Source organism: Gemmatimonas sp., from assembly GCF_031426495.1.
Lineage (GTDB): Bacteria > Gemmatimonadota > Gemmatimonadetes > Gemmatimonadales > Gemmatimonadaceae > Gemmatimonas.
Genome location: NZ_JANPLK010000090.1, coordinates 13,122 through 29,019 on the forward strand (window position 1 = coordinate 13,122; position 15,898 = coordinate 29,019).

General features: G+C 60.0%; 10 protein-coding genes and 1 pseudogene. 7 read left to right on the forward strand and 4 right to left on the reverse strand.

The features are described from left to right. The first annotated feature begins 155 nt into the window (after window positions 1-155). Window positions 156-1,430 carry a VWA domain-containing protein gene (locus RMP10_RS23090; protein WP_310572420.1) on the forward strand — a complete coding sequence of 425 codons (1,275 nt, stop codon included), beginning with the start codon at window positions 156-158 and terminating at the stop codon, window positions 1,428-1,430. A gap of 18 nt (window positions 1,431-1,448) precedes the next feature. Here the strand turns inward: RMP10_RS23090 and RMP10_RS23095 are convergent, their stop codons facing one another. The 3 genes from RMP10_RS23095 to RMP10_RS23105 form a co-directional block, all read right to left on the reverse strand. Next, window positions 1,449-2,189, reverse strand: coding sequence for a sugar transferase (locus RMP10_RS23095; protein ID WP_310572429.1), 741 nt, complete (start codon window positions 2,187-2,189; stop codon window positions 1,449-1,451). A 94-nt stretch (window positions 2,190-2,283) separates the two neighbouring features. Continuing rightward, window positions 2,284-2,868, reverse strand: coding sequence for an SLBB domain-containing protein (locus RMP10_RS23100; RefSeq protein WP_310572421.1), 585 nt, complete (start codon window positions 2,866-2,868; stop codon window positions 2,284-2,286). 260 nt (window positions 2,869-3,128) lie between these two features. Continuing rightward, entirely contained in the window at window positions 3,129-5,585 is a 2,457-nt protein-coding gene (locus RMP10_RS23105; RefSeq protein ID WP_310572422.1) for a polysaccharide biosynthesis tyrosine autokinase, read from the reverse strand. Window positions 5,586-6,095: 510 nt separating this feature from the next. Between RMP10_RS23105 and RMP10_RS23110 the strand changes: the two genes are divergently transcribed. The 6 genes from RMP10_RS23110 to RMP10_RS23135 all read left to right on the forward strand — a co-directional run bounded on the left by RMP10_RS23110 (window position 6,096) and on the right by RMP10_RS23135 (window position 14,975). Continuing rightward, window positions 6,096-7,505 (forward strand): sigma-54 dependent transcriptional regulator, encoded by a 1,410-nt coding sequence (locus tag RMP10_RS23110; RefSeq protein ID WP_310572423.1) that lies wholly within the window; start codon window positions 6,096-6,098, stop codon window positions 7,503-7,505. Between the two features lie 32 nt (window positions 7,506-7,537). Then, the gene (locus tag RMP10_RS23115) at window positions 7,538-8,359 is read left to right on the forward strand and encodes a HAMP domain-containing sensor histidine kinase (RefSeq protein ID WP_310572424.1); all 822 of its coding nucleotides are present in this window, start codon (window positions 7,538-7,540) and stop codon (window positions 8,357-8,359) included. A gap of 48 nt (window positions 8,360-8,407) precedes the next feature. Further along, window positions 8,408-9,781, forward strand: a complete 1,374-nt coding sequence (locus RMP10_RS23120; protein ID WP_310572425.1) for a citrate synthase — start codon at window positions 8,408-8,410, stop codon at window positions 9,779-9,781. 44 nt (window positions 9,782-9,825) lie between these two features. Then, complete coding sequence (locus RMP10_RS23125; protein WP_310572426.1) at window positions 9,826-10,908, forward strand: glycosyltransferase; 1,083 nt, start codon at window positions 9,826-9,828, stop codon at window positions 10,906-10,908. Window positions 10,909-12,677: 1,769 nt separating this feature from the next. Then, the gene (locus RMP10_RS23130; protein WP_310572427.1) at window positions 12,678-13,718 is read left to right on the forward strand and encodes a glycosyltransferase; all 1,041 of its coding nucleotides are present in this window, start codon (window positions 12,678-12,680) and stop codon (window positions 13,716-13,718) included. Window positions 13,719-13,784: 66 nt separating this feature from the next. Next, a complete protein-coding gene (locus RMP10_RS23135) occupies window positions 13,785-14,975 on the forward strand; it encodes a glycosyltransferase family 4 protein (RefSeq protein WP_310572428.1) in 1,191 nt (396 codons plus the stop codon). A gap of 481 nt (window positions 14,976-15,456) precedes the next feature. Here the strand turns inward: RMP10_RS23135 and RMP10_RS23140 are convergent. Next, window positions 15,457-15,768, reverse strand: a pseudogene (locus tag RMP10_RS23140) (integrase core domain-containing protein); the annotation flags it as partial. Window positions 15,769-15,898: the final 130 nt, after the last annotated feature.

Sequence of the window (15,898 nt, forward strand, 5' to 3'; positions counted from 1 at the left end):
CTTGCAGGCTGTCACGCCACACTTCTGATGCGCTGCCGCAACATGTTGCTGAGTGGCGCTTCGGGGATTACCGGAGCTTTTGGATTTCTGGGATCGTGCGGCCGTTTTCATGCGTAGAGGGAGTGCGTCCAATTCCCAAGCTCGGAGAGCGGTCGATGCGGTTCCATACGTACACCAAGTTCAATCCACAGCTGGCTGATGCCGTGGACTTGCAGTCGCTGCTCGACCAGCTCGCCGATTTCCTGCTCCAGTCTGGGTTTGCCGGCGGTGGGCAGGGGCATTGGGGCGCCGATCAGGGCGAGGGCGACCGCTCGATGGACTCGCTCAAAGACGCGATTCTGCGCGCGCTCATCGAGAGCGGACAGATCACACCCGAAATGCTCTCGGCCCTCCGCGGCGAGGGAGACGATGTGTCGGAGGAGAAGCTGGCCGAGCTGCTGGACGGGTTGGTGCAGCGCCTCATTCAGGACGGCTTCCTGACCACCGACCAAGTAGGTGCGATTCCCGCCGGCCATCAACCCGTTACCGGCAAGGGCTCGATCGCGCAGGCAGCCGCCAAGGATGTGCAGTTCAATCTCACCGACAAAGGCACCGACTTTCTGGGCTTCAAGACCCTGCGGCACCTGCTCGGCTCATTCGGCAAGTCCAGCATCGGCAGTCACGACACGCCGCAGCTGAGCACCGGTATTGAGTCGGATTCGTGGAGCAAGCCGTACGAATTCGGCGACGCGCTCAACCTCGACGTGCCGGCCACGCTTGCCAACGCGCTGGCCCGGAACGGCAACCTCGACGTACCCATCGATCTCGACTACGGCGACCTCATGGTGCGGCAGTCGGAGTACCGCTCGAGCTGCGCCACGGTGCTGATGCTCGACTGTTCCCACTCGATGATCTTGTACGGGGAGGATCGCTTCACGCCGGCCAAAAAGGTGGCGCTGGCGCTCACACACCTCATCAAGACGCAGTTCCCCGGCGACACGATCCGCGTGGTGCTCTTCCACGACTCGGCCGAGGAGATCCCGATCGCGACACTGGCCAAGTGCCAGGTGGGGCCGTATCACACCAACACGGCCGAGGGGCTCAAGCTGGCCCGGCGGATCCTTATGTCGCAAAAGAAGGACATGCGACAGATCATCATGATCACCGACGGCAAGCCGAGCGCGCTGACGATGCCGGATGGTCAGATCTACAAAAACTCGATGGGGCTCGACGGCTACGTGATCGCAGAGACGCTGCGCGAGGTGGCCGCGTGCCGGAAAAGTGGCATCATGATCAACACCTTCATGCTGGCGCGCGACCGGGCGTTGGTCGAGTTCGTGAAGCGGATGAGCGAGATCAGCCGCGGCAAAGCGTACTTCACGAATACGATGAGCTTGGGGCAGTTCGTGCTGATGGATTTCCTGCGGAAGAAAACGAAGCGGGTCAGCTGAGGTAGCTGACCCGCTCGATCACTGCGATCCGATCCGGAACACCATCACCGGGATCGTTTTGAGCATGATGCGCATGTCCTCGCCCAGCGACTGACGCTTCATGTACTGGATGTCGAAGTACACTTTTCTCCGAACGTCATCGAGACACGAATCGTACGGGTTGGACACCTGCGCGAGCCCGGTAATTCCGGGCTTCACCCGCTGACGAACCGGATACTCGTCGATCTGCTCGCGCAGGCGCACGAAAATGCTGGGACGCTCCGGGCGCGGACCGACGATGTTCATGTCACCACGAATCACGTTCAGCAGCTGCGGAAGTTCATCGATGCGCGTCTTGCGCATGAACTTACCGATCGGCGTCACGCGGTCGTCGTCCTTCTTCGCCCATACGGCCTGCCCGTTGATCTCGGCGTCAACGCGCATCGAGCGGAACTTGAAGATCGTGAACGGGCTTCCGCCTAGGTCTTCACGACGACGCTCATGCAACGCACGCGTGCGATTCCAGCGACGATCGATGCCCACACGAATCTGCGTATAAAGCACCGGACCACGTGACGTCAGACGGATCATGATCACCGTGAGTAGCATGATCGGTGAGGCTACAATCAACATCAGCACCGCAATCGCGCAATTGAAGATGCGCGAAGCGGTCTCCGAGCGCGGCTGCGGCTCGAAGTCGTCCTGCGGGCCCGTTGCCGTGAGCGCCGGACGGTCGGAGTCATCAGTCGGTGCCGTGCTCGCGCGCGCCACCGAGTCCACTGGAGTCAAGCGCGATCGCCGAGGCGTTGTCGCACGTGAGCCAGTAGAAAAAGGGATGATCGAAGCGTGCAAATCCATGTCCATCGGGGAGTGCCTATTGGTCCTGACGGTTGTAATACCACTGCAAAAACTGGAGGCCAGCGAAGAACAGGGAGGAGACCACGAGCATACTCTGAATCACGATCTGCCAATTGATCTTCTTCTTGATCGGGATCTTGACCTCGTCTCCAGACTGCACATCGAGCTGTTCGAGCGTGCGCCCATCCTTCACAGCCTTTCGTGAATCCTTCACGGAAAGCAGCTTGGCCGTCCCACGACTTACTTCAAGCTCGTTCAGGTTTGCCTGATCAGCGGGGCCACCAGCGACCATTACGAGATCGCTGATGGGACGATCCGGCGAGGCATAATAGAATCCCGGCGTCCGCACCGCGCCAAGGATAGCGACGCGTGTTAAGACGCTGGTCCTGACTGACACGTTACGCAAATACCTCGCCACGTGAGCGGTCATGTGCTCGTCCAACTCCGACCGAAGCACGCCGGCAAGAGAGGCGTCGGGTAAGTTTGCGACGGACACCTTGAGGCTGTCCCGAACGGAAGCCGTATCGGAACGTACGGAGTCCTGCCGAAGGGTGATGACAAAGCGATCCCCAACTCGGAAGTCACCTTGCTGCAAGCGCATACGAATCGCCGACAGCTCAGCCGTAGCCCGGGACTTGGCAGAACCTGAGACACTACCCGAGCTCGACTGTTGCTCCAAAGTCGCGACGCGCTCGGCAAGCGCCGCGCGCGTCGCCCGCTGCGACCCTCCTAACGGTGCGTCCTGCGCTCCACTTGGTGCTGCCGACGCCACCACAATTGTGAAGAGGACGCCACGAACCGCGGCGCGGGTGCAACACAGCATGCGCATTCCCGTGAGAATTGTCACGAAGTGAGTCATGGTCAGCTGATCTTGGCGGGAAGGGGCTTGTCCGATCGAGCCGACCCGTCGGAAACGCGCGCCACCGGCTCCTCGTCCTGCGCCGCGTAATCCTGATAGTACGAGTAGTACTCGTACACGCCGGTCAACTTGATGCCGTTCAGCACGGCACCCATTACCCGAACAGGCAGCGTGTCCACTGTGGCCATCTTGGCCGAAGCCATTTTCCGGTCAGTTGTGCCCGCGCGGAGCACGAGCGCGAGGTTGCCTGTAGCCGTGGCCAGCGCATAGGCATCGAAACCGGCGCCCAGCGGCGGGGAGTCGACGATCACCACGTCGTACTCGGCCGACATCTGGTTGATCAGCTGCTGAAGTCTCGGAGTGGCCAATAGTTCCGGAGCGCGCTTCCGGCGGGCACCAGCAGGCATGACCGTGAGGTTGGGATGGGCCGTGGCCGGATGCAGCACCTCTGCAATCAAGGCGGTGCCATCGAGATACTCGACAAGGCCGGGTCTCGACTGTGTACCGAACGTCTTTGCTAGCTCACCGCGTCGAATGTCCCCATCGATAAGCAGCGTGCGAGCTCCCGCTTCGGCGAATGACAACGCCAAATTCGACGAGATCAGGGACTTGCCATCATTCGGGCCAGGGCTCGTAATCGTCATCGCTAGCGGCCGCGAGGGATCAGCCGCATAGCGCACGTTCATGCGAATCGTGCGGAAAGCCTCGACCACCTGAGACGCCTCGTCGGCCGACTTGCGCTTGCCCTTTGTATCGATCATCGGTACAACGCCGAGTATGAACAGGCCAAGATCGTCGGTGGCCTGCTCAGGATAGCGGAAGCGCTTGTCGACCTGGTCGAGGATGATTGCCAGCAGAATACCGAGCGCGAGCGCCGCACCGATTGCACCAAGAATGATGACTGGCGCCGTGTTACGTGTGGGCTTGAGTGGGGCAACAGCTGGGTCGAGTACGCTCACGTCCGGTATCGTCGCGGCCTCGGCCAGCTTCGCTTCGGCCGCCTTAATGTTGAGGTTCTTGTACATCTCCTCGCTCACCTCGACCTGCCGCTTGAGACGCTGCTCCTCGATGGTTCGCGTCGGGATCTTGCGCAGATCCTTGCTGCTCTGGTCGATCGTGCTCACCAGCGTCTGCTCGCGAAGCTTGAGCTGCGTAAGATACGACTCGAGCACCGCGGGAATCGAGCTCCGCAATGACGCCAGCGCAGCGATTTCATTCTGCACACGCGGCAGTTCGTCAGTGTAGCTCTCGCGCAGCTTTCTAAGGGACAGCTCTCGGTCGGCGAAATCGGCCAATACGCGGCGCAAATTCTCGGCAGCAGGATCGGTGTTTACGCTGGGAATCGACAGTACTGCTTCTCGGGTAATTACGCCGCCCTGCTGACGGCCCTTCGCCAGAATGCCCTCGAGCGCTTGTCGATCACGCTTGTAGCTGTCGGCCAAGATCTGGTCGCGAAAGTAATTCTCGAACACCGGACTGTTGGTCATCTCGATGCCTGGAGCAATCGACTGACGTTCGTTCGGCTCGGTTACCGTGCGGACGCGGAAGCTCTCAAGTGCGTTCTCAGCACTGGATAGATTGTCTGCGGCGTATTGACGCTGGCCCTCGAGAATGGCAGCCACGGAAGTGATGTTCTTCTTCTTCAGCGCGGTCGCCACTACGACAAATTGCTCGACCCATGCATTTAGAGTGGCGGCGGTGCGCTGCGCGTTCTTTCCAGTAAGATTCAGAAAAAGGAACGAGCTTCCATCTTCCAGCGTGAGTCCCAGTTTCTTGATCAGCGCGATCGACGCTTCTCGAGGCGTCTGTACGTCGAATTCGATCTCCTTTCGGCCTGCGAGCGCACGAGCCGCAGGTTGCCACAAAAAGCCAGCCGCGCGACCGATGGAATCTCCCACAACGCCCTTTTCTACCTCTAAACCAGGCTTGAGCGCAAGCGAGTATGTCGCCTCTGAAACGGTCAGCACGTACGTACCGGGCTTCAGTCGCTGCTGATTCGGAGCGACTCGGAAGGCACGAAACATGGTGCTATCCGCCTCGCGTGTCGGCGTGACAAAAAGCGCCAAGTCATTCACAACCGGGTCGGCGATAGCGAAGGAACGCAGAAGGTCTTTCCACCCCGACGCCTTTAGCAGCTCTTCAGCCTGAATCGGCCCGCGTGAGTTTCCGCCATCCTGGTTCGTACCCGTCCCCTGCTCGAGCAAGATCGTAGCGCGTACCTCATACTCGGGTTCGATAAACCGAGTAGCGGTATAACCGCCGGCACCGCCGAGTACACCAAATAGGAGGATCAACCATTTGAACCGGTTGATCGCCCCCATGTATCGCGCCAGGCTCGGCCCCTTTGGCTCCGGGGCAGCCTCCTGCCCACCACCCCAATCCGCGGGGGGGGCGCCGTCCTGAAAATTGTCGATCGCGCTGTCACGCGTCGTTACGGGCTGGATCTGCTGACCGGACATTGAGAATACGGGCTGAAGACTGACAAATGTCTGGCTACTGACTTCTTATGAATCTCTCGCGCAACACTGTGCGCCGAAACCACACGAAGTAACGATGCGCGCCTGCCACACGGGTTGTGACCTTTTTGTTGCTGTGGCGGTCGTGACACGATGACTGTCGAGACCACTCTACGAAATTAGCTTGACTGTCGAGATTCATCACCATATTTCGACCGTCCTGTACGATGAACCGGGGCGGTGTAGCTTCCAAATTCGGAAAACCGTTGCCCCCAAGCCTCGGTTTGTCGGAGTGATGCATCACCTTCTTGCACCGTCGGTGACACCCGACACTTGGTATAGTCGGCATTCTCCTCGACTCGAATGCCAGCGACGAAACGCCTGCGCCCGCTCGACCAGCTCTGATCCGCCAGTTCGCCATACCGTACGCCGCCATACGCAATGACTGATCCATTCCTCTCAGATAGCAGCTCGGCAACCGTTCCTGATAAAGGAACGGGGCTCCGAATCCTCGTGGTTGACGATGATCGGACGCTCCGTGAAGGTTGCGCGTCGGTACTGCAGATGGACGGCCATGCGGTCACCTCCACCGGTCGCGGCGAAGAAGCGATTGACATGGTGAAGCGGCGCAAGTTCGACCTCGTGCTGGTGGACCTCTACATGACCCCGATATCGGGTATGGAGGTCCTTAAAGCCGCCGTTGAAGCACATAAGGACGTCATCGTGGTGGTGATGACGGGCAATCCTAGCGTGGCCAGCAGCATCGAGGCGCTGCGGGCCGGTGCCTGGGATTACCTCCCCAAGCCTTTCTCCGCGTCGCACCTGCAGGTGCTCATCGGCCGTGCGGCCCACGCCGCCGCCAGCACCAAGGACACCAAGGAGATCAAGCCGAGTCTGGTGACCCAGAACGGCGCCGGCGAACCGATGGCCCTACTGGGCGTGTCGCCCTCCTTCAAGAAGGCCGTGGAGCTGGCCCAGAAGGTGGCGGCGACCGACGCATCCGTCATGATCAGCGGTGAGAGCGGCACGGGTAAGGAAATGATCGCGCAGTTCATTCATCGGCATAGCCGCCGCACGGCGCGCAAGCTGGTGCCGCTCAACTGTGCGGCGCTGCCCGACAACCTTCTCGAGTCCGAAATGTTCGGCTATCGCAAGGGTGCGTTTACTGGCGCCGATCGCGACAAGGCCGGACTACTGGAAGTGGCCAACGGGGGCACGCTCTTTCTCGACGAGCTCACCGAAATGACCATGCCACTGCAGGCCAAGCTGCTTCGCGTGCTCCAGGACGGCGTCGTTCGCCGCCTCGGGAGCGAGGTGCAAGATGCCGTAGTCGACGTGCGCTTCATTTCGGCCACCAATCGTGACCCCCAGGAAGCCGTGCAGCAGGGGCTTTTGCGCGAGGACCTGTTCTATCGGCTGCGCGTGGTGCCCATCAAGCTGCCGCCGCTCCGCAAACGGCTGGAAGACATTCCGTTGCTGGCTGAGTTCTTCCTCAAGCGCTCGTGGGAACGCCACCGCGCCAGCGGTCCGCCGCCGGCGCTCACGGCCGACACCATCACCTTCCTGCAGTCCCGTCCGTGGCGCGGTAACGTGCGCGAACTGCAGAATGTGATCGAGCACGTGGCCGTAATCGCCGAGGCCGGTCGTCCAATCGATCCGGCCGATATCCCGGTGTACGATGAAGCACCGGTGGCCGGCGTGGAAACGGGACTGCCGGCAGCGATCATGAACGAAGCGTTCCATACCGCCAAGGACAACCTGATCGCGCACTTCGAAAAGGAGTACTTGTCGCGCCTCACCACACGGGCCGGCGGCAACATGTCGAAGGCCGCGAGACTCGCTGGTATCGACCGCACCACGCTGTACCGCCTCATGGAGAAGCACGGATTCCGGCGTGATGTGCTGTCGGGGGCCGCAGATTGATGAAGGTCGAAGCGAAGGCAGAGCCGGCTGTCGTGGCTGAAGCCGCAGCGCCCCTCGATGTAAGCCCGGAAGCAATCGCCGCGCTCGTAGCGCAGGGCGCGGCCGCATTGCAGCTCCCGGGCGTGCTCGACGCCACAGAGGCTGGTGCCGAAAGCCGGCGGATTGTCGACCAAGATGCGCTCGCGCTTCTGGTGGGCGTCACCCACGACATGCGCTCGCCGCTGAGCTCGATGCTGGTGCTGGTCGAGCGCCTGCGGTCGGGACAGGCGGGCCCGCTCACACCCGCGCAAGAGCGCCAACTAGGCCTGCTGTACAGCGCCGCGTTCGGGTTGGCGTCGATGACCAACGATGCGCTCGATTTCGCCCGAGGCACTCCCTCGACAGCAAGTGCTGCGTCCGTCTCATTCTCCGTCACGGACGTGCTCCGATCGATTCGGCAGGTCGTTCAACCGATCGCCGAGGAGAAGGGGCTGCTGTTGAGGTGCAGTGGGCCGACCGCCGACCGACGAATGGGTCAGCCGGCCATCCTGCATCGTGTACTGCTCAACCTCGTCACGAACGCTCTCAAATACACGAGCAGCGGGACCGTCACGGTGACCGCCACGGCCATCGGCGCGGGATCGCTCTGCTTTCAGGTCGACGATACCGGCCGAGGGATGCCAAGCGAGGTGTTAGCATCGCTGGCGACGCCCGTGTGGGGCGGACCGTTCTCGTCGGGTTCATTCTCGGGGTCGGGGCTTGGCTTGGGCATGTGCAGACGCCTGCTCGGCGATCTGGGCAGCGACCTGGAGATCGAGTCTTTGCAGCCCATTGGCACGCGTGTGCAGTTCACGCTGGATCTTCCCGCGCCTTAGTTTCCGTTACCCACTGTTTTCGGTAGTGACCCTCAGGAGTCGGTAGAGATGAGCCAGTCGAACACGGAAGCCCCCTCGGCGCAGGACACGCTCGAGCTTCGCGATACGCGTACGGACAAGGCGTACAGCGCCACCATCCGCACCGAAGGTCCGGAAGGCGATACGTACGTGCGTGCCATGGACCTGCGCGCCGTGAAGCGCGATGCAGGCGAGTTCGGCATGCTGAGCTACGATCCCGCGTTCATGAACACCGCGTCGTGCCGTAGCGCGATCACGTTCATCGACGGCGACAAGGGCATCCTGCGCTACCGCGGCTATCCCATCGAGCAACTCGCGGAGAACGCGACGTTCCTCGAGGTGGCGTACTTGCTGCGTCACGGCGAGCTGCCGAATCAGGGGCAGTACGATACGTGGGTACACGACATCACGTTCCACACGTACGTGCACGAGAACATCCGGAAGTTCTTGGAAGGGTTCCGGTACGATGCGCACCCGATGTCGATGATGTGCAGTGCGACGGCAGCGCTCTCGAGCTTCTATCCGCAGGCGCGCGACATTCACGATCCGCAGCAGCGCTACATCTCGATGATTCGCCTTATGGCGAAGCTGCCCACGATCGCGGCGTTCGCGTATCGCCACGTGAAGGGCTTGCCGTTCATCTATCCCGACAACGATCTCGGCTACACCGAGAACTTCCTGTCGATGATCGCGCGCATGTCCGAGCCCAAGTACGAAGCGAACCCCGTTTTCGTGAAGGCACTGGAAGTGCTGTTCATTCTCCATGCGGACCACGAGCAGAATTGCAGCACCAGTGCGGTGCGTGCGATCGGGTCGTCTGGCGTGGATCCGTTCTCGGCCGTTGCCGGCGGCATCGCGGCCTTGTTTGGCCCGCTGCATGGTGGCGCCAACGAAGCGGTGTTGCGCATGATCAGCGACATCGGCGATAAAAAGAACATTCCGGCGTTCATCGAATCGGTGAAGAGCGGCAAGGGCGAGCATCGTCTCATGGGCTTCGGTCACCGCGTGTACAAGAGCTACGATCCGCGCGCCCGCATCGTGAAGAAGCTGGCCGATGAAGTGTTCGCCCAGGTCGGCATGGACAAGGACTTGGAGATCGCGCTGGAGCTCGAGCGCATCGCGCTCAGCGACGACTACTTCATTGCTCGCAAGCTGTACCCGAACGTCGACTTCTACACGGGGCTGATCTACCGCTCCATGGCGTTCCCGACGGACTTCTTCACCGTGCTCTTCGCCGTGGCCCGCGTGTCAGGCTGGATGGCACAGTGGGAAGAGATGATTCTGGACAAGGAGCAGAAGATCGCACGTCCTCGCCAGATCTACGTCGGAGAGGGCGAGCGTCAGTACACGGACCAGCTCAGCGACAAGTTTCCGCGAGCGCGGAAGGACAGTATCCGGAAGTGAGTGGCGGACGACGCCGCGTTCTGGCATTAATTGATACGATCCAAGTGTCTGGGCCAGGTCGTCAGCTTGCGGAGACGGTTGACGTCCTGGCGCGAATGGGCACGGAGCTGCGCATTTTGGTCTTTGCCCGCGTCGGCAGTGCGACCCGTCCGTATCAGACGTTTCTCAAAGCGGCGGGCATCTCGCACGTTGTCGTCGAAGAACGGTCGTCGTTCGATTTCAATGCGGTACGGCAGGTCGCAGCCGAACTCGAACGATTCAAACCAGACATCGTGCAAACGCATGGTTATAAGCCAAGTGCGGTGGCGTTCGCTCTGCGACGATTGGGCCGTCGGTTCCGCTGGGTGGCGTTCTATCACGGGTCGACGACCGAGAACCTGAAGGTCCGGGCGTATCATCTGCTCGATCAGTTCTTGATGCGGACGGCTGATACCGTCGTCGTTATGTCGCGACTCCACGCTGCTGCACTGAACGGGCGTGGACGCGATATCCGCCTGATTCACAATGCGGTACTCTTCCCCATCGAGCCGTCGCGGCCGGCCAGCTCGCCTGACGCTTCCCCACGCATGCTGGTCGCGGGGCGGCTCAGCTCAGAGAAGGGTGTCGACGTGCTGGTAGACGCGTGCGCGATTCTGCTGGCGAAGGGTCATCGCTTTCATCTTGACATCATCGGCGACGGACCCGATCGAGCGTCGCTGGAAAGGCAGGCGCAGCGGCTCGCGCTCACTCCCCTGGTCACCTTTCACGGTCACCAATCAGATCCCAGGCCGTTCTATCGTGCGGCCGACCTGCTCGTGATCCCTTCACGGAGTGAAGGACTGCCGAACGTGCTTCTGGAAGCGATTGCGCATGGGCTGCCGATCGTGTCCACGCGCGTCGGCGCCGTTCCCGAAGTTTTGATAGACGTTGCGGTGGGAGTGCTGTGCGATGTGGGAGATGTGGAGGGACTTTCCGCGGCTATGATGCACGCCAGTTCTCCCGCATATCGTGAACAGGGTCACTCGGGACGACAGCGGGTGCTCGAGGACTTTTCTCTCCACCGTCGATGTGAGCGACTGAGTGCATTGTATGCGTTCGTTTTAGAGAACAGCAGTCGCAACTCACACGAGGCAGACTATGAGAATTGAACTGGTGCTTCCGACGTTGGAGATTGGCGGAATGGAAAGGATGGTAGCCAGCCTCGCATGCGGTCTATCTAAGAACGGTCATGATGTTGGCGTTACCTGTTTAGATGGATTGGGAACGCTTGAGGGGGATTTAGCCCGCCACAGCGTTCGCGTCAGCCTCGTTCGTGCTCGAACAGTGCTCTCTAACGTGGTTGCCCCCTCATTAGGCGCACATTTTAGGACCATTCGCCCTGATGTGGTTCACACAAATAGTGGCGCATGGGGACGTGCCGCACGAGCCGCCATGTGTGTTGGCGTTCCTCGAGTAGTTCACACCATCCACGGACGCCCAGATGTTGATCCATGGTATGACGTTCTCTTAAAACGGTGGGAGCTTCTTCATACAAGTCAGGTAGTGGCTGTGTCAGACGCGTTGGCTGAGGATCTATGTAAAAGAATCGGAGCATCTGCTTCAAAAGTGTCGGTGCTCCATAATGGGATTGACACTTCATCATTTATAGCCGATCGCGAATCTCGGACGCGAATGAGAGCGATTCTTGGCCTCAGTGACTCAGTAGTTTTTGGTACAATCGCGAGGCTTGCTCCAATTAAGAACCAAGCGGCGTTGATCGATGCGTTTTCTCAAGTGCAACCCGAGATTCCGAATTCGGTCCTTGTTTTTGTAGGTGATGGACCGTTGGAAAGCGAGTTGCGCGCACGTGCCGCGCAAACATCCGCCGCGTCTCGGATCCTATTCCTCGGCATGCAGTCGGACACGGCGTCGATGTATCGAGCTCTAGATTTTTTTGTTCTCCCATCTCTCGCGGAGGGCACATCCATGAGCCTCCTAGAGGCGATGGCCAGCGAAGTACCGGCGATTGCCACTCCGGTCGGCGGGAACTCCCACTTGTTGGAGGGAGGAAAGTGCGGAACGCTTTTTGTGGATTGCAGCGTCGCTTCGATCCGCGATGGCTTGCTCCGCGCCGTCGCAGACCCATCCCGCATGAAATCTCTCGCGGAGCGGGCGAGAGAGCGGGTTTTGCGGGAGTTCAGCCTGGAGTCGATGATCGCGGCGTATGAAAGAATCTACTGCTTGCATAGTGGGTAATAAATGAATATCACGCTCTGTCGAAGTTCCCCTCGTCGAGTTCCGCGATTGTCACCTGCAGTTCAGCAACATCAACGGCCTTACGACGATGTCGACACCGCCACAGGTTTGGCTGGTTCGTATTGGGGCATTCGTCCTGACCACGACGCATCGGCACCAAGCTCTGGCCGTCCGATGAAGCTCTCTTGCGTTTTTCACTTTCTTCCATACCAGTCCACTGGACACGGTGCGCTGCAGCGTACACACCACCTAATTCGTGAGCTAGCTCAGAGGGCAGACGTCAGCACTTTCTCGCGCGCCACGACATTCCGATCCGCCAGCAGGGCGGAGAAAACGTGTGCATAACGATCGACCGGGACGGCGGGCGTGCGAATAGCTCGATCGTGATGGTCAATGTATCGGAAAGGTCGATCGTGAGCGCAGGAAGTGCGGTGACGCGCACCGCGGCGCGACGCATCGTCCGGACGAATTCCGCCGTCGTAGTCGCTGCTCGTTAGCATCTTCCGAAGAGTTCAGAGACAGCATGAAAGTTTTTTGGGTGTGCCATTTTCTGCCGTTCCCCTCAACGGGGCACGGCGCCCTGCAGCGAACGCACCATCTCATTCGTGAGTTGGCGTCACGGGCAGATGTCACAGTATTCGCCCTCTCGGCGGGGGGCGGCACTGTTCACGACTTGCGCGCTATGGGCGTAAAGCAGGCGTTCATCTATCCAGCTCACGGATCCAGCGGCAAGGCGGCGAAGCTTCTGCGCAGTGCGTTGACGGGCAGGAGCTACTGGGAGGAACTGTTTTTCCGGTCGCAGATGCACGAAGACTTGCGGCGCGAAGTTGAAGCCACGCCTGCCGGAGTTCCGTCGGCGATCGTGCTCGACACCGTCTACCTCGCCCCTGTGTTGCGAGGCATTTCGGCGTCCACGCCAATCGCACTGACGCATCACAACATCGAATCCAACCTCCTCGAGTCCAGAGCCGCTGCGGCCAGCGGTGCAAAGCGATTGATTTTCTCCGTCAATGCTGGTCGAACGCGATCTCTTGAAGTCACTGAAAGTCAGCGCGCGGCGATCAACCTGATGGTGTCGGAGGAAGACGGTGATCGACTTTGTGCAGTCGCGGGCGCCGTACCAGTGGCGATCGTGCCCAATGGTGTGGATGTCGACTTCTTTCGAGAAGATCAGGGCGCAGTCAGAAAGCCACATTCACTTGTTTTTGCTGGGGGCATGGACTGGTTCCCGAATCGTGACGCCATCGAGTGGTTATGCAGCGACATCTGGCCACAACTCGTCGCGGATGAACCGCGACGCACACTTACCATCATTGGCCGATCGCCGCCAGTTGCCGCGACGGCCTTGGCGTCGCGTGACACTCGCGTTCGAGTGCTCGGGTTCGTCGACGATGTGCGTCCCTACATTTCAGAGGCTAGCGCTTACCTTTGTCCCATTCGACTTGGTGGCGGGACCCGACTGAAAGTGCTCGATGCGTTGGCGATGCGGCGCCCTCTCATTGCGACAGGGTTGTCGGTCGACGGCTTGGCATTGGAGTCTGGTCGACACTATCTGCGTGCCGACACAGGCGAGCAATTCGCAGGAGAGCTTCGCCGGCTTGATGACGACAACCTGTTATATGCGCGGCTTCAGGCCGAAGGACGTGCGCACGTCGAGGAGCGATTTTCGTGGCGGTTCATTGGCGGCGAACTCTTCCAGGCGATTGATGCGGCTGCGCGATAAAGGGCTCGCCCGTACGTCGCCGCAGCGAAACTCCATCCAACTACCGTTTGTGTTAAGGGAGTCGATTTGCGCATCCTTTTTTTGAACCCGAGTCTTGTTCCACCGTCAACAACCGCCGGAATGGACCGGTTTCCAATGCTGCCGCCCGAAGTTGAAGGTGACATTCTTCAGCCGGTGTGGTTCGAGAGCAGCTCGGACCTTGCGGCACATCTGTTAGCGCCCGCCGATCCATACTTCCGTGCCGGGAACTTTCGCTATTTCTTCTCGTATCCGGTCGGTCCGTACAACGGGAAAGCGCGCCGGAAGACTTTTCATTTTTTCGTTTCGCAAGCGCTCAAGCTGCACCGCGAACGGCCGTATGACGCCATAGTCGTGTACTCTCACCAGACAACTGGTATGATCGGCGTTCTGATCAGCGCGATGACTGGCGTGCCGCTCATCGTCGAGATAGTAACCGCACCTGCTCTGGTCAACATCACAGAGCGCAGCGTGCCGACGTTCTTTGACCGGCTGAAGAAACTGTATTCCGATTTATGCCTGCACATCGCGGTTCTGAAGAGTCGCCGCGTGCATCTTCTGTACGACGAGCAATTGGATGGGTATCCTTTGCTGCGGCGAAAGGCTCGATCAGTCTTTCACGATTTCGTCACGACAAGCAGCGTGGGTGCGAAGAATGAGGCGAGCGATCAGCCATTCATTTTTCTGGTCGGGGCGCCGTGGTTCCTTAAAGGCGCGGATCGAGCCATCGAAGCCTTTCGCATGATCGCCGACGAGTTTCCCCGAGTTCGCCTGTGCATTCAAGGCTACTATCCCGACGTGGATGCGCTCCGTACTTTGATTGGCAACTCGGAACGCATCGAGGTGCTCAATGCCGTTCCTCACAAAGAAACCTTCGAGCGTATGCGCCAAGCCTCGGTCGTCGTACTTCCCTCACGGTGTGAAGGACTTCCGCGCGTACTTATAGAGGCGATGAGTTGCGGAGTGCCGGTGGTGGCCTCCGACGTTGGCGGAATTCCGTCGCTCGTTCGTGATGGAGTCGACGGCTACGTGGTTCCCAACGGCGATGTCCGGGAACTTGCTGCTCGACTTCGCCAGCTGCTGTCCGATAAGACGCTGCGTGAACAGATGGGGAACGCCGCTCGTACTCGCGCTCATAAGGAGTATTCCGAAGCGCATTATGCGACCGCTTTCACTCGCATGATTGCTGAAGCCACCACCCAGCCGTCGCGCGGTCCGATGGAGCCGGCGGGCGGCTGAAAGTTCTTCGAAGCCCCGCGCTCGGAGAGCAGAGTTGATCGCACCACTGAACCACAGTCTTTCATGAACTTGACCCGCATTAGTAGAGCCTCCTTCTCTGTGTGAGAGGAGGAGTCCCTGATGCCCGTCGTCCCGCTGCCTACCCGAAGGCCTATCGTGAGCAGATCATTGCATTGGCGCGCGCTGGTCGCATTCTTAAAGCGCTAGCGCAAGAGTTCGAGCTGTCCGAGCAGGCGATTCGCAATTGTATCTTTCAGGCCGAGGCGGATCGTGGGGAGCGCCCAGGCGCGCTCACTTCCGATGGAAAGATGCTGTTAGGCCGTTTCGCCGAAGCTAAGGCACCAAGCCGCGGGAGTCTGCACGCAAATGCGAGAGTATGGGTGTAATTGCCCAGCATGTGGTGCCGCGCTATTTCCCACAAAGGCCACCTTGATGGTCACACAGCCAAGGTTGAACCGCCCCGGGTTTTCAGGAGACTGGTTTAGTTGAGGACACCCACGGATGTGTGGGTGTGGTGTGTGTCGTAATACTGCGCCTCAAACTCGGCCGGCGGAACATAGCCGAGCGGTGCCAGCAAGCGCTCTTGATTGAACCAGGCGACCCATTCGAGCGTCGCCATTTCAACATCCTCGAAGCCACGCCACGGTCCGTCCCGATGGATCACTTCGGTCTTGAACAAGCCGATCACGGTCTCGGCAAGCGCGTTATCATACGCGTCGCCCACGCTCCCGACCGAGGGCGCGGCGCCAGCCGCCGCCAGGCGGCCGGTGTAGCGCATGGAAACGTATTGGGCGGATTCAATCGGTCGTCGCAACACCGGGTTGTGCGACAGATTTTAGATGGTCGTTCAGCGCCTCTGCCGGCGTCTTCCATCCTAACGTTTTGCGCGGCCTATTGTTGAAAGCCAGTGCGACGGCTTGCAG